Source organism: Streptomyces sp. NPDC019890 (assembly GCF_044903445.1).
GTDB lineage: Bacteria > Actinomycetota > Actinomycetes > Streptomycetales > Streptomycetaceae > Streptomyces.
On the sequence record NZ_JBJDQK010000006.1, the window covers coordinates 470227 to 492985 of the forward strand.

Sequence of the window (22759 nt, forward strand, 5' to 3'; positions counted from 1 at the left end):
CACTTGGCGGTCGCTGCTGTGCACTTCTTGGGTTATTCGGCGCATAGTGCTGAAACCTTCGGCCGGTCAGGTTACTGTCAGTTTCGTGTTCGCTGCAGAACGTCGCCAATTGATCCTCGAAATGGTGCGCGCCAACGGGGCCGTGTCGCTCCGTGAGCTCGCCCGCGTCGTCCAGACCTCCGAAGTGACCGTACGGCGGGACGTGCGGGCACTGGAGGCAGAAGGACTCCTCGACCGCCGGCACGGCGGTGCGGTACTGCCGGGCGGTTTTACGCGGGAGTCCGGCTTTCCGCAGAAATCCCTGTCCGCGACTGCGGAGAAGACGGCCATCGCCGATCTCGCCGCGGGCCTCGTCGAAGAGGGCGAGGCCATCGTGGTCGGCGCGGGGACGACCACGCAGGAGCTGGCTCGCCGGCTTGCGCGCGTCCCCGGGCTGACCGTTGTCACCAACTCCCTGCTGGTGGCGCAGGCGCTGGCCCATGCGAATCGGGTCGAAGTCGTCATGACGGGAGGGACGCTGCGCGGCTCCAACTACGCGCTGGTGGGCAGCGGGGCGGAGCAGTCCCTGCAAGGCCTGCGGGTCTCCCGCGCGTTCCTCTCCGGCAGTGGTCTGACGGCCGAACGTGGCCTGTCCACGTCCAACATGCTCTCCGCGAGCGTGGACCGCGCGCTGGTCCAGGCGGCGGGGGAGGTCGTGGTCCTCGCGGACCACACCAAGCTCGGCACCGACACGATGTTCCAGACGGTGCCGACGGATGTGATCACACGGCTGGTCACGGACGAGCCGCCGACGCATGACGAACGGGCGGGTACGGAGCTGCAGGCGCTGGCGGACCAAGGGGTCCAGATCGCGGTTGCGGGTCCCGAGGCCGCCGGCGGTGACGGCGTCCCGACGGGGCGAGGGCCTCGCCGGGATGTGCCGCTCCCGGGCCAACGCCGCACGCGCGGTGGCGGCGCCGGCCCCCAACTGCGCACCGCGACGGGCGCGCTTGCGGACACGCCTCCGCCGCCGGAACGTTCGGCCAGGGTGGCGGACCTCCGTCGCCGCTGAGGCGTTCGGGCGACCGCGGGCGTGCGCGTGCGGGGCCCCGGCGCCGGGTGTCGTGGTGCGGCCGTCAGCGGCGATCCGCCTCCATGGCGGGGCCATTGGGGGCTTGGGCCGCGGTAGGCGGGTGGTGCCGCAGTGGGCGGGTGGTGCCGCAACGGGGCGCCTTTGGCGCCTGGCGCGCGCCCCTGGTGCGCGCCTTCACCGCGGTCGGTCGTGTGGTTGGCGCACGGAGCCCTGCGTGCCGTGTTGCGCGGCTGCTACGTTCCCGGTGTCAGAGGCGTGACTGATCGGGGGAGGCAACGGTCATGGCCGAAGGCGTGGACGAAGGCACGGACGAAGCGGTCGGAGAGTCTCCGGATCCTGCTGTTGATGCGGCCGAGCATCTGGCTGCGGCGATCGGTACACAGGCGTGGCCGGTGGCGTGTGAGAAGGTGGCCGCGCTCCTGCCCGGTGAGGGTGGGGCGGCGGCCGAGAGGGTCCAGGCATGGGCGGCGGAGGCTCTGCGCCGCGATGGCGAGGACCTGAACACCTTTCTGATCGAGTCGGTGCCGGGCTGGCAGGAACAGATAGCCGCGGCGCTGGCGGGTGATCCGACGCGGGCGGAACAGGCTCGCCACTTCACCGAGACGATACGGTCGCTGCTGCTCCCGTCGGACGGTGCGGCCACGCAGGTCGCCACGGCCACGGGCCACGGCACGGTGAACGCCGTCCAGAACGGCAACATCTACTACCAGGTGGTGCTCGGCAATACGCCACGGCCCCCGCGGATGAGGCGCGGCGCCACAGCCGCGGTGACCACGACCGCCATCACGGGGGCGGCGGTGACCGGCACCGCCGCCGCCCGGCACTTCGCGTCGGACGCCGCGGAAAAGGCAGCCGCGGGCCAGCTCCCGCAGGGCCCGCTGGCCGACCCGGCGCAACTGCCGACGGCGGTTGCGCCGCAGGGTGTACCTGCGGCGTCGACCGCCGGGGCCTCCGCGCACGGCGCCGCGGCTGCGGTCAAATCCGGAGCCGGCCTGCTGGGCAAGGTCGCGGGAGTCCTCGGCGGCGGAGCCGCCGGCGTCAGCGTGCCCGTGGTGATCGCCGTCGTGTCGGTCGTGGTGGTCGCGGTCACCACCGTCAGCTTCGTGGTCACCCGCAGCAGCGATCGGGCCTCGTGCGGGGCCGCGGTCGGCGGTCGTTCCGCCCCGGCCGTGCTGGCGGAAGCCGCGCGCCGCACAGGACTTACGAGCTTTCGCTTCACGGTCGCCCGAGGCCGCCACCAGGTGGCCGGGGCGGCAGATCCGCGGACCCGCACGGCGTGGTTCACACAGACGGTGGGCGGCGGCACGACCGTGGCGGGCACGATCAAACAGGGGAAGGTGAGCCTGCCCGCCGGCGCCGCGGCTCCGCAGGGAGCGGACAGCCGGCTGGTCCGGGCCGACGGCGCCTTCACCGACGCGGCCGATCCGACGGCGGCTGCCCAGCTGCTGGCATCGGTGACCACCGCGAAGCGCACGGGCTGCGCCTTCTCGGGAACACTGGCCCAAGCCCAGAACGGCACCGCTCCAACCGACAAGGCCTCGCAGGCCGGGCCGGAGCCGACGGGCACCTCTCCCACACATGCCTCGGCACCGGCCGAGGCCGGCAACCCGGCCGTGCCCTTCACCGCACGGATCGACGACCGCGGCCGCCTGCTGAACCTCACCGCCAAATCCGTGGCGCCGGGCAGCTATCCCGTCTCAGCCCGGTACTGGGACTTCGGCCTCGCCGTCGCACCGTCCGCGCCGCCCTGGACGGCGACCCCACCGTCTCCCGAATCGGGAAGCCACCCGGCGTCCGCGATCGACGGCGAATGGGCGGGGCAGTGGAGTGTGAGTTTCGCCAGCGGGACGTTCACCGCGAAACTGAACCTGAACGGCAGTCAGATCATCGGCGACCTCGCCGTTTTCGGCACGGGCTGTGCCCTTGACGGTGCCGTCAGCGGCACTCTCGACGGTCGGCGCATCACCTTCGGCACCGTGGACAGCGCCGTACGGATCAGCTTCACCGGAACGGTGGACGGGACGGTCATGAACGGCACCTTCAGCACCGACTGCAACCACGCGGAGGGTGACTGGACCGCCCGGCATTCCGGCTGAGACACCAGGAGGACGCACCATGACTCCCGACTGGCTGGCCGCGCTGGCCGCGGCCGGCGCCGCGGGCCTCGTCAGCGCGGCCACCACAGACGCCTTGCAGACCACCCGCGACCACTTCGTCCGGCTGCTGGGCCGAGGGGACCCCGACCGGAGCGAGGCCGCGGCCCGCCGGCTCGACGCGCTCCGGCAGATCGCGCAGACAGCGGGCAGCGACCGTGACCTGTCGGAAGCCCGCCACGCGTGGCGCATCCGCCTCCAGGACCTGCTGGACGAACACCCGGACACGGCCGAGGACCTGCAGGCCGTGATCGCCGCCCTCCCTCCGCCCCCGCGCGCCGCTGCGTCCTACCAGCAGCACGGCAGGGCCGAGGGCCAGGGCACGGTGATCATGAACCAGCACGGCGATCAGTCTGTGCACCTGGTGCGGCCGGACCCACACAACGACTGAGGCCGACGATGGCAGCGCCAAGCTGTCGGCTGAGGACTCGGCGTAGGCGCGCGGGTCCGGGACGCCGGGGCCCCGCGCAGCGGCACACCCGCGCCCCCTACTCCGCCGCCTTCAACCCCCGCAGCGTCAGCATCAGCAACCGGTCCGCCAACTCCGGATCCCCCGGCTCCTCCTCCGCCGCCAACGCAATCGCGTTCGTCAGCTGCATCAGATCCCCGATCGACACATCCCCCCGCACCGCCCCGCTCTCCTGCGCCCGCACCAGCAGCCGCTCGCCCGCCTCCCGCATCGGCACGCTGCACTGCGACAGCGCCGAACTCTCGTCGTGCGAAGCCGACATGAGCGCCCGCGCCAGGCCGCGGTACTCACCCGCATGAGTGATGATGGCGCGCAGCCACTCGACCAGCGCCCCGCACGGCTGCTCGGCCGAAGCCAGTTCGCGGGAGCGCTGCAGCAGTGAGGCCAGCGCCTCCTGGAAGACCGCGCTCATCATCGCGTGGCGGTTGGGGAAGTGCCGGTACAGCGTGCCGATACCCACACCCGAGCGGCGTGCGATCTCCTCGAGCGATGCATCGGTGCCGTGTTCGGCGAAGACGACACGGGCTTCGGTCAGCAGCCGTTCGTAGTTGCGGCGCGCATCGGCGCGCATCGGCCGTGCCGAGCCCGCGGCCGTACCCGTACTTGTGCCCGTACCGGTCGACGTACTCGTCGCCATCGCGCCGTCCTCCCTGAGTCCGCCCCCGACGTCCAGTGTCCAGGATGCCATTGCGGAACCGGAGGAGTCCTCCGTATCTTAATCGGAGGAACCCTCCGCATATTGTCGTCCCCTGGAGGCACCACCGCCATGCCCACCGCCGACGTCGTCGCATCCGAGCACTCCGCCCGCCCCCGCCCCCGTCACCGGCCCGCCCTCGCGCTCACCCTGATCCTGACCTGCCAGATGATGCTGATGCTCGACGCGACCGTCGTGAACATCGCCCTGCCCGACATCGGCGAGGAACTCGGCTTCAGCTCCGCCGGGCTGTCCTGGGTGCTCAACGCCTACACCCTCGCCTTCGGCGGTCTCCTCCTCATCGGCGGCCGGATCGGCGACCTCATCGGCCGCCGCCGCGCCCTCGTCATTGGCCTACTCGCCTTCACCGCAGCCTCGCTCCTCGGCGGTCTCGTCGACAGCGCCGGCTGGCTGCTCTTCGCCCGTGCCGTACAGGGCGCCGCCGCCGCGCTCACGGCTCCGTCCACCCTCGCCCTGGTCGCGACCACCTTCGGCGAGGGGCGCGAACGCGACCGCGCGCTCAGCCTGTTCACCGGTATGGCCGCCGCGGGCTCCGCGATCGGCATGATCCTCGGCGGCATCCTCACCGAGGCGGGCTCCTGGCGCTGGACGCTGTTCATCAACGTGCCCGTCGGTCTCGCCGTCGCCGCGCTCATCCCGCTCGGCATCGCCGAGACCGAGTGCCATCGCGCCCGCTTCGACCTCGTCGGCGCGCTCACCGGCACCGCCGCCGTGACCGCCCTCGTCTACGCCTTCATCCGCGCCGCCGACCACGGCTGGGGCGACGGGCAGGTCGCCTGGGCCTTCGCCGCCGCGGCCGTGCTGCTGCCCGTCTTCCTCCTCGTGGAGCGCCGGGTCCGGCAACCCGTCGTACCGCTCGAACTCTTCGCCCAACGCAATCGAGTCATCGCGTACGCCGGGATGCTGCTGGTGCCCGCCGCGATGTTCGGGGTCTTCTACTTCGACACCCAGTACTTCCAATTCGTGCGCGACTACAGCCCGTTGCGCGCCGGAGTCGCCTTCCTGCCGCTCGCCGTCGGCATCTTCGTCGCCTCGGCCTTCGCCGGGAAGCTGCTTGCCCGCCACGGCCTGAAGAAGGTCGCGGGGACGGGACTCGCGCTCGCCGTCGCGGGTGTGCTGCGGCAGTCCACCCTCTCCACCGGCAGCGGCTACTGGACCACGCTCTTCGTCCCGCTCGCCGTGAACGGTTTCGGCGTCGGACTGGTCTTCATGCCGCTGAGCGTCCTCATCCTGAGCGGCATCCGCCCCGACCAGGCGGGCGCCGCGTCAGGCCTGATGCAGACCATGCAGCAGGTCGGCGGCGCGCTGGGGCTCTCGGCGCTGGTGACGGTGTACGGAAGCGCCGTGCGCGGCGCGGGCGGCTCGGGCCCGGACGCGATGGCGGAGGGCTTCTCTGTGGGGCTGCTGGCGGCCGCGGCCTTCATGGCGGTCGCGCTGGTCCTGCTCCTGCTGTCCCGGACCCCGGCCGACCGCGCCTGACCATTGGCGCCGACCGGGCCCGATCCCATACGTGCCGAATGGGCCCGACCCCATACGTGCCGAATGGGCCTGAACGTACGTGTGGGGCCTGCCCGTTGACGTACCGGGCAGGCCCCACACACGTACTGGCAGGACGTCAGTCCTTGATCTCGCAGATGGCCGCGCCGGAGGAGATGGAGGCGCCGACCTCTGCCGCCAGCCCCTTGATGGTGCCGGAGCGGTGCGCGTTCAGCGGCTGTTCCATCTTCATGGCTTCCAGGACGACGACGAGGTCGCCCTCGTTGACCTCCTGGCCTTCCTCGACGGCGACCTTGACGATGGTGCCCTGCATCGGGGAGGCGAGGGTGTCGCCGGAGGCCGCGGAGGCGGACTTCTTGGCGGCGCGGCGCTTGGGCTTGGCGCCGGCGGCCAGGCCGGTGCGGGCCAGCGTCATGCCGAGCGAGGAGGGCAGCGAGACCTCGAGCCGCTTGCCGCCGACCTCGACGATGACGGTCTCGCGGCCCGGCTCGTCCTCCGTCTCCGCCTCGGTGGGTGCGGCGAACGGCTTGATCTCGTTGACGAACTCGGTCTCGATCCACCGGGTGTGCACCGTGAACGGGTCGGCGGTGAAGGCCGGGTCGGTGACGACCGCGCGGTGGAAGGGGATGGCGGTGGCCATGCCCTCCACCTGGAACTCCGCCAGCGCCCGGGAGGCGCGCTGCAGCGCCTGCCGGCGGGTGGCGCCGGTGACGATCAGCTTGGCGAGCAGCGAGTCCCAGGCCGGGCCGATCACGCTGCCGGACTCCACGCCCGCGTCCAGGCGGACGCCGGGGCCGCTGGGTGGGTTGAAGACGGCGACGGTGCCGGGGGCGGGGAGGAAGTTGCGGCCGGGGTCCTCGCCGTTGATGCGGAATTCGAAGGCGTGGCCGCGGATCGCGGGGTCGTCGTAGCCGAGTTCCTCGCCGTCGGCGATGCGGAACATCTCGCGGACCAGGTCGATGCCGGTGACCTCTTCGGTGACCGGGTGCTCGACCTGGAGGCGGGTGTTGACCTCGAGGAACGAGATCGTGCCGTCGACACCGACGAGGAATTCGACGGTGCCGGCGCCGACGTAGCCGGCCTCCTTGAGGATGGCCTTGGAGGCGGCGTACAGCTCCGCGTTCTGGGCCTCGGACAGGAAGGGGGCCGGGGCCTCCTCCACCAGCTTCTGGTGGCGGCGCTGCAGCGAGCAGTCACGCGTGGAGACGACCACGACATTGCCGTGGGAGTCGGCCAGGCACTGCGTCTCCACGTGGCGCGGCTTGTCGAGGTAGCGCTCGACGAAGCACTCGCCTCGGCCGAACGCGGCGACGGCCTCGCGCACCGCGGAGTCGTACAGCTCCGGCACCTCTTCGAGGGTGCGGGCGACCTTGAGGCCGCGACCGCCGCCGCCGAACGCTGCCTTGATCGCGATCGGCAGGCCGTGCTCCTCGGCGAAGGCGACGACCTCGTCCGCACCGGAGACCGGGTCGGGGGTGCCGGCCACCAGCGGGGCGCCGGCGCGCTGGGCGATGTGGCGGGCGGCGACCTTGTCACCCAGGTCGCGGATGGCCTGCGGGGGCGGGCCGATCCAGGTCAGGCCCGCGTCGAGAACGGCCTGGGCGAATTCGGCGTTCTCCGAGAGGAAGCCGTATCCGGGGTGGATGGCATCCGCGCCGGAGTCCTTTGCGGCCTGGAGCACCTTGGCCATGTCCAGATAGCTGGTGGCCGGGGTGTCACCGCCCAGGGCGAACGCTTCGTCGGCCGCGCGGACATGCAGAGCGTCCCGGTCCGGATCGGCGTAGACGGCTACGCTCGCGATCTGGGCGTCCCGGCAAGCACGGGCAACGCGGACAGCGATTTCGCCACGGTTGGCGATGAGCACCTTGCGCACGATGGCTCCCTCCTTGAAACAAGCTGAGTTTAGGGACTGCCGACACGGCCTTACGACCCGTCCCCATTGGTGAGCTTGCCCACACGGAGCGTGATTCGAGGCTCGCGCAAGTCGCGAAATCCCTTGTCGCACCACGGTACGACGGGTTTCCCCCTCGCACAGTAGACCTACGGTGTGGCACAGGTCTCTGTTCGAGAGACCAGCCGCCGAACGGGTTTCTTTGTGGAGTCCCTACGAATGGCCCAACGATTCTTTGCCGTGAGACCGGGCGTGCCAAGACCCTTGTCCAGAGGTTTACCCGTTAGTAGCGTTCGCGATGTCGTACGTACTTCCGGTAACTGAGGGTTGGGGGCGCCGTGGCGCGCAGGCCGGTGGCCGTGGTGGCCGCGATTGTTCTGCTGGTGGAGGCCGTCGGCATCGTGGTGATCAACGGCATTCTCGCCACGTTCGTCGACAAGCAGGACATGTCGCTCGCCGACCTGGACCCGGACGCGATGGTCACGGGGACCTGGGTGATGGGCGGCGTGTTCGGCCTCTACCTCGCGGCGTGCGGCGTGGTGGCCCTGCTGGCCGGTCTGCGCGACCGGGCCCCGGGCCGCGTCGCGCGGATCCTGTTGATCAGCTGCGCCATCACCCACGGCGTGCTGGGCGCGCTGACGGTGGGCCTGGTCGGCTGGGACGCCTTCGCCTTCATGATGGTGGTGCTGGGCCTGATCGTGCTGACGCTGGTGGCGTACGGCAGGGAGCGGCCACCGGTGGAGGACGCCCCGGCGGCCACGGACGGCGCGGCGCCCACGAACGGTGCTGCGCCCGCGTGAGGAGGCGTCCGGGGCGGACGCGGTGAACCGTCCGGTGGGCGAGGAGGCGTCGGGCTGAGGCGTCTCTTGCGCAGCCTCACGCGCCACGCCGAACGCATCGCGTCGGCAGGCATCAACCCCGCCGGGCCAAGTCCCGCGCAGCCCCTGCGTGCCCGATGGCGACACCCGCCGCGATCACCGCGAGGAACAGCAGCACAGCGATCGCCGGATTCACGAAAGCGGGCACGAAGTCGTGGGTGTACCCGTCGGACCAGTTACAGGTCGAGCTGACCGGGAAGAGACTGTCCTGCATCCGCTCCAGATTCGCGCCGGCGTTCCCTGAGGAGTTCCCGTACCGCTCGGTTGCGCAGGTGTAGGACTCGTTCTCCAGCCGGATGCAGCACATGAGCCCGAACACGTAGAGCGCCAGCGCGACCGTCACGCACACCACCGCCATGTCCCGCAGCGTTCCCGGGAGCGTCGGGGCGGCAAAGCCGCGACGGGCGATGAACGTCGGGAACAGATACGCGCAGAGCGTGATCAGGACGAGCAGTCCGAGGACGATGATCCCCAGGACCGCAACGCCGTTCTGGCCGGTGTCCGTTGCCAGCCGGACCGTCTCAGGAGCCGTGGAGGTCAGTCGCATGCGGCTCATCCTGCATCACCGAACGTACGGCCGTCTCAAGTCCCCGTGACGAACGTTCAATGCCCGGCGGACCCGGGCGAGTTGCTCGGCCTGTCGCACCGGCACCGATCCGGCGGAGTCTCAGGCCCACAGATCGGTGATCGAGTGCCCCAGTTCGGCCAGCAGCTTGCGCAGCATCGGCAGTGAGAGGCCGATGACGTTGCCGTGGTCGCCGTCGATGCCTTCGATGAAGGGTGCCGAGCGGCCGTCCAGGGTGAACGCGCCCGCCACATGCAGCGGTTCGCCGCTGGCCACGTAGCTGGCGATCTCGGCGTCGGACGGGTGGCCGAAGCGCACGACGGTGGACGCGGTCGCCGAGGCGTAGTGGCCGGTGGCGGTGTCGTAGACGCAGTGGCCCGTCTGCAGGGTGCCCGCGCGGCCGCGCATCGACTTCCAGCGGGCGATGGCCTCCTCCTCGTCGGCCGGCTTGCCGAACGCGCGGCCGTCGAGGTCGAGTACGGAGTCGCAGCCGATGACGAGCGCCCGGCTCCTGATCACATCGGCCCGGGCGGCCACGACGGACGCCTTGGCCTCCGCGAGTGCCAGCGCCAGCTCGGCCGGAGTGGGCGCGGAGACGGCGTCCTCGTCGACGCCGCTGACGATCACATCGGGGGCGAGTCCGGCCTGCCGCAGCAGGTTGAGACGTGCGGGGGAGGCGGAGGCGAGGACGAGTCGGCGACGCTGATCGGTCATAGGACCATCGTAGGTGGCGATCAGCGGAGGCCGACCACGAACATCCCAAGCACCATCGCCAGCGCCAGCACGAGGCCCACGCGGCGCATCATCGCCTGCGTCTCACGCAGTTCCTCGGGGGGCTCGTTCTCCGGGTCGGACCACAGCATGCCTTCGATAGTGCTGCGGGGGCGGGGCGTGCGCCTGAGTACGGGTACTCAACCGCGGGGGTGACAGTGGGCCAATTTCTGGGGCTTCGCCCCAAACCCCGCGCACGCCCGAAGGGCGTGTGGGGGTATGAGGGCGAAGCCACACGCGTCGGCTACACCGGCCAGTAGCTGCGCGCCCACGCCCGCGGACCCGGCAGTGGCCTGCGGGTCCTTGCTATGCGCGCCGGGTCCGACCACTCCTCGGGCGGTGGTACTGACCCCTCCACCGGGGAGGCCGACGCCGCGGCGCGCGCCCGGACCACCGCCAGTGCGGCGGCAAGCTCCTCCGGGGTCGGGTTTCCTCGTACGACCCTGATCATCGTCAGGCCCCTTCCTGAAGTCCCTTGGCGTCCTAGAGGGGGATGTTGCCGTGCTTCTTCGGCGGCAGGCTCTCCCGCTTCGTACGCAGCTGGCGCAGACCCCTCACGATGTGCGCCCGCGTGTCCGAGGGCATGATCACCGAGTCGACATAGCCGCGCTCGGCCGCGGTGTACGGGTTGAGGAGCGTGTCCTCGTAGTCCTGGATCAGCTCCGCGCGCGTCGCCTCGACGTCCTCCGCGGCCGCGATGGTGCGGCGGTGCAGGATGTTCACCGCGCCCTGCGCCCCCATCACCGCGATCTGCGCGGTCGGCCAGGCGAGGTTCAGGTCCGCGCCCAGGTGCTTGGAGCCCATGACGTCGTACGCGCCGCCGAAGGCCTTCCGGGTGATCACCGTGATCAGCGGGACCGTGGCCTCGGCGTAGGCGTAGATCAACTTTGCGCCGCGGCGGATGATGCCGCCGTACTCCTGGTCGACGCCGGGCAGGAAGCCGGGCACGTCGACGAAGGTCAGCACGGGGACGTTGAAGGCGTCGCAGGTGCGGACGAAGCGCGCGGCCTTCTCGCTCGCGTTGATGTCGAGACAGCCCGCGAACTGCATCGGCTGGTTGGCGACTATGCCGACCGGGTGGCCCTCCACCCGCCCGAAGCCGGTGACGAGGTTCGGCGCGAACAGGGCCTGGGTCTCCAGGAACTCGCCGTCGTCCAGCACATGCTCGATGACTGTGTGGATGTCGTACGGCTGGTTCGCGGAGTCCGGGATGAGGGTGTCGAGCTCCAGGTCCTCGTCGGTCGTCGCCAGATCGGCCTCCTCGGGGAAGGCCGGCGCCTCGGAGAGGTTGTTCGACGGCAGGTACGACAGCAGCGACTTGATGTACTCGATGGCGTCCTTCTCGTCGCCCGCCATGTGGTGCGCGACGCCCGAGGTGGTGTTGTGCGTACGGGCTCCGCCGAGTTCCTCGAAGCCGACGTCCTCGCCGGTCACCGTCTTGATGACGTCCGGACCCGTGATGAACATGTGGGAGGTCTGGTCGACCATCACCGTGAAGTCGGTGATCGCGGGGGAGTAGACCGCGCCGCCCGCGCAGGGACCCACGATCAGGGAGATCTGCGGGATCACTCCGGAGGCGTGGGTGTTGCGGCGGAAGATCTCGCCGTACATGCCGAGGGCCATGACGCCCTCCTGGATACGGGCGCCGCCGGAGTCGTTGATGCCGATCATCGGGCAGCCCGTCTTCAGGGCGAAGTCCATGACCTTGACGATCTTCTGGCCGTAGACCTCGCCGAGCGCGCCGCCGAAGACCGTGAAGTCCTGCGAGAAGACGGCGACGGGGCGGCCGTCCACCGTGCCGTACCCGGTGACCACGCCATCGCCGTACGGCCGGGTCTGCTCAAGGCCGAAATTCGTGGACCGGTGCCTGGCGAATTCGTCGAGCTCCACGAACGAACCCTCGTCCAGCAGCAGCTCGACCCGCTCCCGGGCAGTCAGTTTGCCCTTCGCGTGCTGCTTCTCCACCGCCCGCGCGGAGCCGGCATGCGTCGCCTCGTCGATGCGGCGCTGCAGGTCCGCGAGCTTGCCCGCGGTGGTGTGGATGTCAATCTCGGACTCCGACATCGGGATGCGGCTCCCTGTCCTGGTCAACCTGTCCTGGTCAACGTCAACCGAATGGCTACTGACACGTAGCGTATCGGCGCGCATGGCGCTCGGCAGTGCGGCGTTTGCCACACCTAACCTGGCTTGCATGACGCCTGAGAATGCGCCCGCGAGCCGCTGGAACGACCTGGAACGGCCGCCACTGAACGAGTCCGCGCTGCGCCACGCCCTGCTGCAGCCCGGTGGACTGTGGACCTCACTCGACATCGTGCCCTCGACGGGCTCCACCAATTCCGATCTGGCGGCCCGCGCCGCGTCCCTGGAGGGCGAGGGGGCGGTGCTGGTCGCCGAGGAGCAGACCGCGGGGCGGGGGCGGCTGGACCGCAGCTGGACGTCGCCCGCGCGCTCGGGGCTGTTCCTGTCCGTACTGCTGCGGCCGGGAAAGAACGTCCCGACAGAGCGCTGGGGCTGGCTGCCGCTGCTCGCCGGAGTGGCCTGCGCGACCGGTCTTGCGCGGGCCGCGGGCGTCGACATGTCCCTCAAATGGCCCAATGACCTGCTGGTAAAGGTGAACGGCGAGGAGCGCAAGACCGGCGGGATCCTCGCCGAGCGTGCGGGCGACGATGCGGTCGTCGTCGGCATCGGTCTCAATGTCACGCTGCGTGCCGACGAACTCCCTGTTCCGGGAGCCGGCTCGCTCGCCCTGGCGAACGCGATCTCCACCGACCGCGACCCGCTGCTGCGGGCCGTGCTGCGCTCGCTGGAGCAGTGGTACGGGGACTGGCGCGGGGCGGGCGGCGACCCGGGGCTCTCGGGGGTTCAGGAGGCGTACGCGGCGGGCTGCGCGACGCTGGGCCGGCCGGTACGTGCCGAGCTGCCCGGTGAGCGCTCGGTGATCGGCGAGGCGGTGGCGATCGACGGCGACGGACGTCTGGTGCTGAGCACGGAGGGCGGCGGGCGGCAGGCGATCAGCGCGGGCGACATCGTGCACCTGCGGCCGGCCGGCTGAACCCGGCGAACCGGGTGGGCGACCGGGACGTGAGCTAGGGCACACCTGCCGTATCGTTGAGGCGATCGAGCGACAGATCGGCAGGGCATGCGCACGGAACGGGCAGGAGGCGGCTGGTGACCGTCGACGACACCACTTCCGGCGCGGGCGCGGAGCCGCCGTCGGACTCCTCGTCGAATGGGTCGGACGCGTCCGGGTCGGCCGGGGCGTTTGATTCGTCGGAGGCTTCCGGGGCCTCGGGGGGCGCCTCGGGGTCGGGCGGTCCGTCGGGCGCCTCGGGATCGGGCGCCTCGGGGTCCGGTGGTTCAGGGTCCGGTGGTTCGTCGGGGGGCACGTCGTCGTCCGTCCACCCGACGCCGCACCACGAGGTCGACCACACCGCGGAGCCGACCGACGACCCGCTCGCGATCCGGCTCGAGCAGCTGATCCTCGGCGCGGACCGGCGCTACACGCCGTTTCAGGCCGCACGGACGGCCGGGGTCTCGATGGAGCTCGCCTCCCGCTTCTGGCGGGCCATGGGATTCGCGGACATCGGCCAGGCGAAGGCGCTGACCGAGGCCGATGTGCTTGCGCTGCGGCGACTGGCCGGTCTCGTCGAGGCGGGCCTGCTGAGCGAGCCGATGGCCGTCCAGGTGGCCCGCTCGACCGGCCAGACGACCGCCCGGCTCGCGGAATGGCAGATCGACTCCTTCCTGGAGGGTCTGACCGAGCCGCCCGAGCCCGGGATGACGCGTACGGAAGTCACGTACCCCCTGGTGGAACTGCTCCTGCCGGAGCTGGAGGAATTCCTGGTCTACGTCTGGCGGCGCCAGCTCGCGGCGGCGACCGGGCGGGTGGTCCAGGCGGCGGACGACGAGGAGATGGTCGACCGCCGGCTCGCGGTCGGCTTCGCGGACCTGGTGGGCTTTACCCGGCTGACGCGCCGGCTGGAGGAGGAGGAACTGGGCGAGCTGGTCGAGGCGTTCGAGACCACCTCGGCGGACCTGGTCGCGGCGCACGGCGGACGGCTGATCAAGACCCTCGGCGACGAGGTGCTGTACGCGGCGGACGACGCGGGCACGGCGGCGGAGATCGCGCTGCGGCTGATAGAGACGATGACGCACGACGAGACGATGCCGGCGCTGCGCGTCGGCATCGCTTTCGGGACGGTGACGACGCGGATGGGCGACGTCTTCGGCACGACGGTGAACCTGGCGAGCCGTCTGACGTCGATAGCGCCCAAGGACGCGGTGCTGGTGGACGGCGCGTTCGCCGAGGAGCTGATCCGGACGGGAGACGCCCCGGCCTCGGAGGCGCAGGCGGCGGAAGACGCCGCCACGGCGGAGAAGGAGGGCGAGGAGCCCCCCACGTACCGCTGCGCGCTCCAACCGATGTGGCAACGCCCGGTGCGCGGCCTGGGCGTGGTCGAGCCCTGGCTGCTGTCCCGCCGGCGCTGACCCCTGCGCCCGGACTCTGCGGCACCGGGGCCAAGGGCGGGCGAGACCCCCGGGCACGCCCGCGCCTATGATCCGGTGAACCGTCGTTAACCGGGAGGGTGCCGTCATGTCCGAGTCCGAGCAGCGGTTCGGCGAATTCGTCGTCGTACGCCGCCACGAGCACGTCGCCGAGCTCGTCCTCGACCGGCCCAAGGCCATGAACGCCGTCTCGACCGAGATGGCCCGTTCCATCGCCGCCGCCTGTGCCGCGCTCGGTGCGGACCGGGACGTACGCGTCACCGTGCTCACCTCCAGCCACGAGCGCGCCTTCTGCGTCGGCGCCGATCTGAAGGAGCGGAACTCCTTCTCCGACGCCGACTTGGTGCGGCAGCGGCCCACCGCGCGGGCCGCCTACACCGGGGTGCTCGAGCTGCCCATGCCGACCGTCGCGGCCGTGCACGGGTACGCGCTCGGCGGCGGGTTCGAGCTGGCTCTCGCCTGCGATCTCATCGTCGCCGACCAGACCGCCGTGGTGGGGCTGCCCGAGGTGTCCGTCGGCGTCATTCCCGGCGGCGGCGGCACGCAGTTGCTGCCGCGCCGGGTCGGGGCCGCCCGCGCCGCCGAGCTCGTCTTCACCGCCCGACGCGTGGAGGCGGCCGAGGCGCGGGAGTTGGGGCTCGTCGACCAGCTGGCCGACGACGCCAGGACCGACGCGCTCGCCCTCGCCGCCCGTATCGCCGCGAACTCCCCCGTCGGCCTGCGCGCGGCCAAGCGTGCGCTGCGGCTCGGACAGGGCCTCGATCTGCGGGCCGGCCTGGAGGTCGAGGACGCCGCCTGGCGCTCGGTCGCCTTCTCCGGGGACCGGGCCGAGGGCGTCGCCGCCTTCAACGAGAAGCGGAAGCCGCAGTGGCCCGGCGAGTGACCCCGCAGAAGCCGGGCCAGTACAACTGATCAAATTCGGGCAAACCTCCCTAAGCTGGGGTGATGGCTGAGGATCGGCGGTTGCGAGCCGTAGTGGCGCTGGCGCAGGCAATGGCTGCCGCGCACACCCCGCGCGAGTTCTGGCGGGCAGCGGCGCTCGGCGCGTGCGACGCGCTCACCGGGTCCTTTGCCGCGCTCTCGGTGTGGGAGCGCGAGCTCGGCCGCCTCAAGGTGCTCGTGAACGCCGGTGAACGGGCCGCGGGTGAGGAGGAGTTCCCGGAGTCGGAGACCTACCCCGTCAACCGCTTCCCCGAGATCGCCGAGTTTCTGCACGAGCAGTGGGCCGGCGGCGGCGAACCGGACGCCTGGGTGGAGACCGCCGACGGCCCGGTCTCCGACGGCCCGATGCCTGACGGCCCGGTCTCCGACGGCTCGGTCTCCGACAGACACGGCCGTCACCACCAGGGGCCGCCGCCCGCGCGCGAAGTGCTGTGGGGGAGGGTGGCGGCCCTGCGCCGCCGCCACCGTGGCTGCTGCGTCGTCGCGCCGATCGTGCTGCACGGCCGGGCCTGGGGCGAGCTGTATGTCGCCAGGCCGCCCGGTGCCCCCGTCTTCGACCGGGACGACGCGGACTTCGCGACCGTCCTCGCCTCCGTGGTGGCCGCCGGGATCGCCCAGACCGAACGCCTCGAAGAGGTCCGCAGGCTCGCCTTCACGGACCCGCTCACCGGCCTCGCCAACCGTCGCGCCGTCGACATGAGGCTCGACGAGGCCCTGGAGCGCCACCGCACGGACGGCTCGGTCGTCAGCCTGGTGGTCTGCGACATCAACGGCCTCAAGCAGGTCAACGACACCCACGGCCACGCCGTCGGTGACCGGCTGCTCGAACGCTTCGGCTCGGTCCTCTCGCTCTGCGGCGCCATGCTGCCCGGCACGCTCGCGGCCCGCCTCGGCGGCGACGAGTTCTGCCTCGTCACGGTCGGCCCCGCCGCGGACGAGGTGGTCCGCGTCGCGGACGAACTCTGCGTCCGCGCGAACGAGTTGGAGCTGGGTGAGGGCGTGGCGTGCGGCATCGCGTCCACCGGCGACCCGATCGGGCAGGTCCGCTCGTCCCGTCGGCTGTTCCGGCTCGCGGACGCGGCTCAGTACCGGGCGAAGGCGGCCCGCTCGCCGAAGCCCGTGGTCGCGGGCCGCGACGGCACGGTGCTGCGACTCGCCGACGCCCCGCCGCGCCCGCCCCACGAGCGCCGCAGCTTCCGCGCCGCACGGCCGGAGGATGCGCACGAGGCCCCCGAGCCCTGGAGCGAGCCCTGAGTCGGGGAGTGAGCCTGGGCTCTGGAGCGAGCCCTGAGCCCGCCCGGCGGCAGCCGTGAGCGTGTAAGGGTTCAACCCGGCCGCCACTAGTGACAGGTTGCGATTCAGTCCGTACGCTGCTGAATATGGATATGCACACTGTCGTGGTGGGGACGTCTGGTACCACCGCCGAAGACGTCATCGCCGTGGCCCGCGAAGGCGCCCGCATCGAGCTCTCCGCCGAGGCCGTCGCCGCCCTCGCCGCGGCCCGCGGGATCGTGGACGCGCTGGCCGCCAAGCCCGAGCCCGTGTACGGGGTCTCCACCGGATTCGGCGCACTCGCCAGCCGGCACATCAGCGCCGAGCTCCGCGCCCAGCTGCAGCGCAACATCGTCCGCTCGCACGCCGCCGGCATGGGCCCGCGCGTCGAGCGCGAGGTCGTCCGCGCGCTGATGTTCCTGCGCCTGAAGACCGTGGCCTCCGGCCACACCGGCGTACGCCCCGAGGTCGCCCAGACCATGGCGGACGTACTGAACGCCGGCATCACGCCGGTCGTCCACGAGTACGGCTCCCTCGGCTGCTCCGGCGACCTCGCGCCGCTCTCCCACTGCGCGCTCACCCTCATGGGCGAGGGCGACGCCGAGGGTCCCGACGGCGTCGTGAAGCCCGCCGGCGAGCTGCTCGCCGAGCACGGCATCGCGCCCGTCGAGCTCCGCGAGAAGGAGGGGCTCGCCCTCCTCAACGGCACGGACGGCATGCTCGGCATGCTGGTCATGGCCCTCGCCGACCTCCAGCGCCTCTACACCACCGCAGACATCACCGCAGCCCTCTCCCTGGAGGCGCTGCTCGGCACCGACAAGGTGCTCGCCCCCGAGCTGCACGCCATCCGTCCGCACCCCGGCCAGGGCGTCGCCGCGGCGAACATGAGCGCCGTCCTCAAGGGCTCCGGCCTCGTCGGCCACTTCCAGGAGGAGGAGGCCCCCCGCGTCCAGGACGCGTACTCGGTGCGCTGCGCCCCGCAGGTCGCGGGCGCCGGCCGGGACACCCTCGACCACGCCCGCCTGGTCGCCGGCCGCGAGCTCGCCTCCGCCGTCGACAACCCGGTCGTGCTGCCCGACGGCAGGGTGGAGTCCAACGGCAACTTCCACGGCGCGCCCGTGGCGTACGTCCTGGACTTCCTGGCCATCGCCGCCGCGGACCTCGGCTCCATCGCCGAGCGGCGTACGGACCGGCTGCTCGACAAGAACCGTTCGCACGGCCTGCCGCCGTTCCTCGCCGACGACGCCGGCGTGGACTCGGGCCTGATGATCGCCCAGTACACCCAGGCCGCCCTGGTCAGCGAGATGAAGCGGCTCGCCGTGCCTGCCTCCGCCGACTCGATCCCGTCGTCGGCGATGCAGGAGGACCATGTCTCGATGGGCTGGTCGGCCGCGCGCAAGCTGCGTACCGCCGTCGGCAATCTGAACCGGATCCTCGCCGTGGAGCTCTACGCGGCGACCCGCGCCATCGAGCTGCGGCGCCATCTGACCCCCGCGCCCGCCTCGCAGGCCGCCATCGCGGCGCTGCGCGCGGCGGGCGTCGAGGGCCCGGGCCCGGACCGCTTCCTCGCGCCGGACCTGGAGGCGGCGGATGCGTTCGTACGGGACGGCAGGCTGATCGCAGCGGTGGAGCCGGTGACGGGCCCGCTGGCCTGACTCCCGCGACTGGGGGCCTCGCCCCCAGTCGGCGCGGCCCCGGTCAGAAGAGCGACGCTCCGTCGCGGCGGCGGACCGCGTACGACACAAACCCCACGCCTACGCCCAGAAACGTCATCCCGCCGATGAAATACGGCGTGGTGTCGAACGTGCCCGTGTCGGCCAGCGCCAGATCCTGCGCCGTCGTACTCGCGTCAACCTGCTGTCTCTGCACCGCTTCCCGCTCGGACGTGGCGTTTGCCGAGGGTACGAACCACAGCGCACACAGCACAGTCCCTGCGGCGGTGGCGGTAAGAAGCGGTCGACGTGCGACGGACACGGACTCGATCCCCCTTGAGGCATCCTCGAATTGGCCGGGTGCGCTGATGCTAGTGAACGCAGCGGGTCGTGGGAAAGCCGCGGGATGCAGCGCTCTACCCTCCCTCGTATGACCACTTCTGAGACATCACGATATGTACGGCTGCGAGTGGAATTGGTGCTCCAGGTGGAGGACCCCGACGCACTGACCGGCGCCGCGCTCGAACGCATCGCATCCGACGAGTTCATGCCGGACGAGGAGCGGGCACACGCCAAGTCGGCGGTCCGGGAGGACGCCGCCGAGGCGATCGCGTATCTCGTCGACCCCTTCGACATGGTCAGCGAGGTGCCGGGGGTGGACCTCGCGCAGGCCTCCTGGAGCAGCGAGCAGATCGAGTACGACCCCGATGCGGAGGACTGGGACCTCGATGAGGAAGATGGAGTCTGAACCGGAGCCCGGCCACATGCGTGGCGTGTTCGAGGCGCGCTGCAACCGGTGAGGCCACGGCTGCGTCGGTGATTGTCGATGAGTGGTGTTGCCCACATCGAATGGAGATGTGGAACCGGACATCCCGAAACAGGTGTTTGTCCATGCAGTGGGTCAGGGGAATCGGCGACGATGGAGAAGCGTGTGATGACGGACAGCAAGCGGCGCAGGGGCCTGATGGCCGCGTCCGCGGTGCTCGGCGGCGTGCTGGTGATATCGGCCTGCAGCGGCGGGGACAAGGGCGGCAGCGCTGACGGCTCGAAGAAGTCGCAGGCCCAGGTCGACGAGGCGGCCGCCAAGGACGCCTCGAAGGCCCGAATAACCATCTCGCCGAAGAACGGCGCCACCAACGCCAGCATCAACAACGGCACCAAGGTCACCGTCAGCGACGGCACGCTCACGCAGGTGACCATGACCGCCGCCGGTGGCAAGATCGTCAAGGGCACACTGGCCGGCGACGGCAAGAGCTGGCAGCCGGACGAGCAACTGGACCGCTCCGCCACGTACAAGATCTCCGCCACGGCGAAGGACTCCGATGGCCGGGAGGCCCACGAGAACTCCTCCTTCACCACGGTCTCGCCCGCGAACAGCTTCATCGGCAACTTCACGCCGGAGGACGGTTCCACCGTTGGCGTCGGCATGCCGGTGTCGATCAACTTCAACAAGGTGATCACCAACAAGAAGGCCGTCCAGTCCGGGATCACCGTGTCGTCGAGCAGCGGCCAGGAGGTCGTCGGCCACTGGTTCAACGGGCAGCGCCTCGACTTCCGCCCCGACCAGTACTGGCAGGAGGGCTCGACCGTCACCCTCAAGCTGAAGCTCGACGGGGTCGAGGGCGCGAACGGCGTCTTCGGTGTCCAGCAGAAGACGGTCACCTTCAAGATCGGCCGTAACCAGGTCTCGACCGTCGACGCGTCGGCCAAGACGATGACGGTCACCCAGGACGGCAAGACGATCAAGACCATCCCGATCTCCGCCGGCGGCCCGGACAACCCGACGTACAACGGCCAGATGGTGATCTCCGAGAAGTTCAAGGAGACCCGTATGGACGGCTCGACGGTCGGCTTCAAGAAGAAGGACGGCAAGGGCGAGTACGACATCAAGGACGTCCCGCACGCGATGCGGCTGTCCACGTCGGGCACGTTCATCCACGGCAACTACTGGGGCGCCGACTCGATCTTCGGCAGCGCCAACACCAGCCACGGCTGTGTCGGCCTGAACGACGTGAAGGGCGCGGGCGACCCGGGCCAGCCCGCCGCCTGGATGTTCGACAACTCGATGGTCGGCGATGTCGTCATCGTGAAGAACTCCCAGGACCGGACCATCCAGCCCGACAACGGCCTGAACGGCTGGAACATGAGCTGGAGCGCGTGGAAGGCCGGCTCCGCGGTCTGAGCCACTGCGTACGCAGGAGGGCGGCGGCACCCCTGGGGTGCCGCCGCCCTCGTCTGTCCGCTCAACTCCAGGTCACTCAGCGGGTCGATCGGCGGGTCACTCAGTGGGTTGATCGGCGGGGTGATCGGCTCGTGCGTCAAGCATTCGCGTCGGTCACCTCGTCGACGCCCCATCCCGCCAGCAGCCGCAGCGATTCGGCCGACCGGCTGCCGGGCTCCGCGTGATAGGTGACCAGTGACACGTCGTGCTCGTCGGGCAGCGTCAGCGTCTCGTACGACAGCGTCATCTCGCCCACCAGCGGATGGTGCAGCCGCTTCGCGCCATGGCCCTTCTCCGTGACCGTGTGCGCGGCCCAGAGCCTGCCGAACTCCTCGCTCCTGACCGACAGTTCGCCGATAAGCCCGGGCAGCTGCGGGTCGTCGGCCGAGCAACCCGCGTACATCCGCAGCACGCTGACGACCTCGGTCGCCTTCGCGTCCCAGTCGACGTACAGATCACGTGCGTTGGGGTCGAGGAAGACGAGCTTCGCCATGTTCCGCTCCTGCGGTGGCAGCGCAGCGATGTCGCCGAGGAGGGCGCGGGCCATCCGGTTCCAGGCCAGGATGTCCAGCCGCCGCCCCAGGACGTACGCGGGCACCCCGTCCATCGCATCGATCAGATGCTGGATCGCGGGCCTCACCTGTTGCGGTCGCCCCATCCGCCGGTGCTTCTTCTGCTTCGGCTTGGCCAGGTGGGTCAGATGGTCGCGCTCGGCGTCGGTCAGCCGCAGCGCCCGCGCTATCGAGTCGAGCACCTCGGTGGACACATTGCGGCCGTTGCCCTGTTCCAGCCGCGTGTAGTACGCGACGGACACCCCGGCGAGCTGGGCTAGCTCCTCACGGCGGAGCCCGGGGACGCGGCGGTGGCGGCCCAGCTGGGGCAGGCCGACGTCCCCCGGCTGCAGCCGGGCGCGGCGGGAGCGGAGGAATTCGCTGAGTTCGGCGCGCTGGTCCATACAGCCAGTATTACGGCCGCGAGCCTGACAAGCCTGACCCTGCCAGTGGTACGCACGCGGGACGTAGGCACAACAGAGGGCTGGGTAGGTGGTGCGCCGGGCGGCACGCTCGTAGACATGACCACCACCGTTTCCGCATACGCCGCTCCCGCTGCCAAGGCGCCGCTGGAGCGAACCACCATCCCGCGCCGCTCCGTCGGCGAGCACGACGTACTCATCGAGATCAAGTACGCCGGCATCTGCCACTCCGACATCCACCAGGCACACGACGGCTGGGTAGAAGGCATCTTCCCGATGGTGCCGGGCCACGAGATCGCGGGCATCGTTGCCGAGGCCGGCCCGGGCGTGACCAAGTTCGCGGTCGGCGACCGGGTGGGCGTCGGCTGCATGGTCGACTCCTGCCGTGAGTGCGACAACTGCAAGGCCGGCCTGGAGCAGTACTGCACCGGCGGAAACGTCGGCACATACAACGCACTCGACAAGAACGGCGAGCCGACCTACGGCGGCTACTCCACCCACATCGTCGTCGACGAGGCCTTCACCCTGCGCATCCCCGACGGCCTGTCGCTGGATGTCGCGGCCCCGCTGCTGTGCGCCGGCATCACCCTCTACTCGCCGCTGGCCCACTGGCAGGCGGGCCCCGGCAAGAACGTCGCCATCGTCGGTCTGGGCGGCCTCGGCCACATGGGCGTCAAGATCGCCCATGCGCTGGGCGCCGAGGTGACGGTGCTCAGCCAGTCGCTGCGCAAGCAGGAGGACGGGCTGAAGCTGGGCGCCGACCACTACTACGCGACCAGCGACGAGACGACCTTCGAGAAGCTGGCCGGCAGCTTCGACCTGATCGTCTCCACGGTGTCGGCGCCGCTGCCCTTCGACAGGTACCTCTCGCTGCTCAAGACGGACGGCGCGCTGGTGAACGTCGGCGCGCCCGAGGAGCCCGTCTCGCTGAACCTCTTCTCGCTGATCGGCGGTCGCAGGTCCCTCGCGGGATCGGGCATCGGCGGCATCCGTGAGACCCAGGAGATGCTCGACTTCTGCGCCGAGCACGGCCTGGGTGCGGAGATCGAGCTGATCCGCGCGGATGAGATCAATGATGCGTACGAGCGGGTGCTGGCGAGCGACGTCCGCTACCGCTTTGTGATCGACGCGGCGACGATCTAGACGCGGCGACGATCTGGTCGTCCTCGTCGTTCCGGGTGC

At 70.8% G+C, this 22759-nt stretch carries 22 protein-coding genes; 13 read left to right on the forward strand and 9 right to left on the reverse strand.

The annotated features are described in order from the left end of the window. The first annotated feature begins 85 nt into the window (after window positions 1-85). From ACI2LP_RS19765 to ACI2LP_RS19775, 3 genes are all read left to right on the forward strand, one after another. Window positions 86-1051, forward strand: coding sequence for a DeoR/GlpR family DNA-binding transcription regulator (locus tag ACI2LP_RS19765; RefSeq protein WP_404725766.1), 966 nt, complete (start codon window positions 86-88; stop codon window positions 1049-1051). A 302-nt stretch (window positions 1052-1353) separates the two neighbouring features. Then, window positions 1354-3168 carry a hypothetical protein gene (locus tag ACI2LP_RS19770; protein WP_404725767.1) on the forward strand — a complete coding sequence of 605 codons (1815 nt, stop codon included), beginning with the start codon at window positions 1354-1356 and terminating at the stop codon, window positions 3166-3168. A 19-nt stretch (window positions 3169-3187) separates the two neighbouring features. Continuing rightward, window positions 3188-3616: a hypothetical protein gene (locus ACI2LP_RS19775; RefSeq protein ID WP_404725768.1), complete on the forward strand. Its 429-nt coding sequence runs from the start codon at window positions 3188-3190 to the stop codon at window positions 3614-3616. Between the two features lie 97 nt (window positions 3617-3713). On the opposite strand, the gene ACI2LP_RS19780 is transcribed toward ACI2LP_RS19775, so the two are convergent. Next, window positions 3714-4331, reverse strand: coding sequence for a TetR/AcrR family transcriptional regulator (locus ACI2LP_RS19780; protein ID WP_404725821.1), 618 nt, complete (start codon window positions 4329-4331; stop codon window positions 3714-3716). A 129-nt stretch (window positions 4332-4460) separates the two neighbouring features. On the opposite strand from ACI2LP_RS19780, the gene ACI2LP_RS19785 reads away from it, so the two are divergent. After that, window positions 4461-5888 (forward strand): MFS transporter, encoded by a 1428-nt coding sequence (locus tag ACI2LP_RS19785; RefSeq protein WP_404725769.1) that lies wholly within the window; start codon window positions 4461-4463, stop codon window positions 5886-5888. Window positions 5889-6024: 136 nt separating this feature from the next. On the opposite strand, the gene ACI2LP_RS19790 is transcribed toward ACI2LP_RS19785, so the two are convergent. Then, window positions 6025-7779 (reverse strand): acetyl/propionyl/methylcrotonyl-CoA carboxylase subunit alpha, encoded by a 1755-nt coding sequence (locus ACI2LP_RS19790; protein ID WP_404725770.1) that lies wholly within the window; start codon window positions 7777-7779, stop codon window positions 6025-6027. A 356-nt stretch (window positions 7780-8135) separates the two neighbouring features. On the opposite strand from ACI2LP_RS19790, the gene ACI2LP_RS19795 reads away from it, so the two are divergent. Then, window positions 8136-8597, forward strand: a complete 462-nt coding sequence (locus tag ACI2LP_RS19795; protein ID WP_404725771.1) for a hypothetical protein — start codon at window positions 8136-8138, stop codon at window positions 8595-8597. A 112-nt stretch (window positions 8598-8709) separates the two neighbouring features. Here ACI2LP_RS19795 and ACI2LP_RS19800 read toward each other — a convergent pair whose 3' ends face one another. The 5 genes from ACI2LP_RS19800 to ACI2LP_RS19820 all read right to left on the reverse strand — a co-directional run bounded on the left by ACI2LP_RS19800 (window position 8710) and on the right by ACI2LP_RS19820 (window position 12075). Then, entirely contained in the window at window positions 8710-9222 is a 513-nt protein-coding gene (locus ACI2LP_RS19800) for a hypothetical protein (RefSeq protein ID WP_404725772.1), read from the reverse strand. 120 nt (window positions 9223-9342) lie between these two features. Continuing rightward, window positions 9343-9954, reverse strand: a complete 612-nt coding sequence (locus ACI2LP_RS19805) for a Maf family protein (RefSeq protein ID WP_404725773.1) — start codon at window positions 9952-9954, stop codon at window positions 9343-9345. 20 nt (window positions 9955-9974) lie between these two features. Further along, the gene (mmpB, locus tag ACI2LP_RS19810; RefSeq protein ID WP_404725774.1) at window positions 9975-10103 is read right to left on the reverse strand and encodes a morphogenic membrane protein MmpB; all 129 of its coding nucleotides are present in this window, start codon (window positions 10101-10103) and stop codon (window positions 9975-9977) included. A gap of 152 nt (window positions 10104-10255) precedes the next feature. Beyond that, a complete protein-coding gene (locus ACI2LP_RS19815; protein ID WP_404725775.1) occupies window positions 10256-10462 on the reverse strand; it encodes an acyl-CoA carboxylase epsilon subunit in 207 nt (68 codons plus the stop codon). A gap of 32 nt (window positions 10463-10494) precedes the next feature. Then, the gene (locus tag ACI2LP_RS19820; RefSeq protein WP_404725776.1) at window positions 10495-12075 is read right to left on the reverse strand and encodes an acyl-CoA carboxylase subunit beta; all 1581 of its coding nucleotides are present in this window, start codon (window positions 12073-12075) and stop codon (window positions 10495-10497) included. Window positions 12076-12202: 127 nt separating this feature from the next. Between ACI2LP_RS19820 and ACI2LP_RS19825 the strand changes: the two genes are divergently transcribed. The 5 genes from ACI2LP_RS19825 to hutH all read left to right on the forward strand — a co-directional run bounded on the left by ACI2LP_RS19825 (window position 12203) and on the right by hutH (window position 18386). Further along, complete coding sequence (locus ACI2LP_RS19825) at window positions 12203-13063, forward strand: biotin--[acetyl-CoA-carboxylase] ligase (protein WP_404725777.1); 861 nt, start codon at window positions 12203-12205, stop codon at window positions 13061-13063. 116 nt (window positions 13064-13179) lie between these two features. Next, window positions 13180-14499 carry an adenylate/guanylate cyclase domain-containing protein gene (locus ACI2LP_RS19830; protein ID WP_404725778.1) on the forward strand — a complete coding sequence of 440 codons (1320 nt, stop codon included), beginning with the start codon at window positions 13180-13182 and terminating at the stop codon, window positions 14497-14499. Between the two features lie 106 nt (window positions 14500-14605). Next, window positions 14606-15400, forward strand: coding sequence for an enoyl-CoA hydratase/isomerase family protein (locus tag ACI2LP_RS19835; RefSeq protein WP_404725779.1), 795 nt, complete (start codon window positions 14606-14608; stop codon window positions 15398-15400). 62 nt (window positions 15401-15462) lie between these two features. Beyond that, the gene (locus tag ACI2LP_RS19840; protein ID WP_404725780.1) at window positions 15463-16713 is read left to right on the forward strand and encodes a diguanylate cyclase domain-containing protein; all 1251 of its coding nucleotides are present in this window, start codon (window positions 15463-15465) and stop codon (window positions 16711-16713) included. Between the two features lie 131 nt (window positions 16714-16844). Then, a complete protein-coding gene (gene hutH, locus ACI2LP_RS19845; RefSeq protein ID WP_404725822.1) occupies window positions 16845-18386 on the forward strand; it encodes a histidine ammonia-lyase in 1542 nt (513 codons plus the stop codon). A 43-nt stretch (window positions 18387-18429) separates the two neighbouring features. Here the strand turns inward: hutH and ACI2LP_RS19850 are convergent, their stop codons facing one another. Then, the gene (locus ACI2LP_RS19850; RefSeq protein ID WP_404725781.1) at window positions 18430-18705 is read right to left on the reverse strand and encodes a hypothetical protein; all 276 of its coding nucleotides are present in this window, start codon (window positions 18703-18705) and stop codon (window positions 18430-18432) included. A 108-nt stretch (window positions 18706-18813) separates the two neighbouring features. On the opposite strand from ACI2LP_RS19850, the gene ACI2LP_RS19855 reads away from it, so the two are divergent. Together ACI2LP_RS19855 and ACI2LP_RS19860 are read left to right on the forward strand one after the other, a co-directional pair. Further along, window positions 18814-19131, forward strand: coding sequence for a hypothetical protein (locus tag ACI2LP_RS19855; protein ID WP_404725782.1), 318 nt, complete (start codon window positions 18814-18816; stop codon window positions 19129-19131). A 171-nt stretch (window positions 19132-19302) separates the two neighbouring features. Beyond that, on the forward strand, window positions 19303-20565 hold the full coding sequence (locus ACI2LP_RS19860; RefSeq protein ID WP_404725783.1) for an Ig-like domain-containing protein: 1263 nt from the start codon (window positions 19303-19305) through the stop codon (window positions 20563-20565). Window positions 20566-20701: 136 nt separating this feature from the next. Here the strand turns inward: ACI2LP_RS19860 and ACI2LP_RS19865 are convergent, their stop codons facing one another. After that, a complete protein-coding gene (locus tag ACI2LP_RS19865; protein ID WP_404725784.1) occupies window positions 20702-21559 on the reverse strand; it encodes a helix-turn-helix transcriptional regulator in 858 nt (285 codons plus the stop codon). 117 nt (window positions 21560-21676) lie between these two features. Here ACI2LP_RS19865 and ACI2LP_RS19870 point away from each other — a divergent pair, with 117 nt between their 5' ends. Further along, window positions 21677-22720: an NAD(P)-dependent alcohol dehydrogenase gene (locus ACI2LP_RS19870; RefSeq protein WP_404725785.1), complete on the forward strand. Its 1044-nt coding sequence runs from the start codon at window positions 21677-21679 to the stop codon at window positions 22718-22720. Window positions 22721-22759 lie beyond the last annotated feature (39 nt).

Bases quoted from the DNA above. Each gene is read 5' to 3' on its own strand.
- ACI2LP_RS19770 (WP_404725767.1), top strand. From the start codon at position 1,354: ATGGCCGAAGGCGTGGACGAAGGCACGGACGAAGCGGTCGGAGAGTCT.
- ACI2LP_RS19775 (WP_404725768.1), top strand. From the start codon at position 3,188: ATGACTCCCGACTGGCTGGCCGCGCTGGCCGCGGCCGGCGCCGCGGGC.
- ACI2LP_RS19780 (WP_404725821.1), bottom strand. From the start codon at position 4,331: ATGGCGACGAGTACGTCGACCGGTACGGGCACAAGTACGGGTACGGCC.
- ACI2LP_RS19785 (WP_404725769.1), top strand. From the start codon at position 4,461: ATGCCCACCGCCGACGTCGTCGCATCCGAGCACTCCGCCCGCCCCCGC.
- ACI2LP_RS19800 (WP_404725772.1), bottom strand. From the start codon at position 9,222: ATGCGACTGACCTCCACGGCTCCTGAGACGGTCCGGCTGGCAACGGAC.
- ACI2LP_RS19805 (WP_404725773.1), bottom strand. From the start codon at position 9,954: ATGACCGATCAGCGTCGCCGACTCGTCCTCGCCTCCGCCTCCCCCGCA.
- mmpB (WP_404725774.1), bottom strand. From the start codon at position 10,103: ATGCTGTGGTCCGACCCGGAGAACGAGCCCCCCGAGGAACTGCGTGAG.
- ACI2LP_RS19815 (WP_404725775.1), bottom strand. From the start codon at position 10,462: ATGATCAGGGTCGTACGAGGAAACCCGACCCCGGAGGAGCTTGCCGCC.
- ACI2LP_RS19820 (WP_404725776.1), bottom strand. From the start codon at position 12,075: ATGTCGGAGTCCGAGATTGACATCCACACCACCGCGGGCAAGCTCGCG.
- ACI2LP_RS19825 (WP_404725777.1), top strand. From the start codon at position 12,203: ATGACGCCTGAGAATGCGCCCGCGAGCCGCTGGAACGACCTGGAACGG.
- ACI2LP_RS19835 (WP_404725779.1), top strand. From the start codon at position 14,606: ATGTCCGAGTCCGAGCAGCGGTTCGGCGAATTCGTCGTCGTACGCCGC.
- ACI2LP_RS19840 (WP_404725780.1), top strand. From the start codon at position 15,463: ATGGCTGAGGATCGGCGGTTGCGAGCCGTAGTGGCGCTGGCGCAGGCA.
- hutH (WP_404725822.1), top strand. From the start codon at position 16,845: ATGCACACTGTCGTGGTGGGGACGTCTGGTACCACCGCCGAAGACGTC.
- ACI2LP_RS19855 (WP_404725782.1), top strand. From the start codon at position 18,814: ATGACCACTTCTGAGACATCACGATATGTACGGCTGCGAGTGGAATTG.
- ACI2LP_RS19860 (WP_404725783.1), top strand. From the start codon at position 19,303: ATGGAGAAGCGTGTGATGACGGACAGCAAGCGGCGCAGGGGCCTGATG.
- ACI2LP_RS19865 (WP_404725784.1), bottom strand. From the start codon at position 21,559: ATGGACCAGCGCGCCGAACTCAGCGAATTCCTCCGCTCCCGCCGCGCC.
- ACI2LP_RS19870 (WP_404725785.1), top strand. From the start codon at position 21,677: ATGACCACCACCGTTTCCGCATACGCCGCTCCCGCTGCCAAGGCGCCG.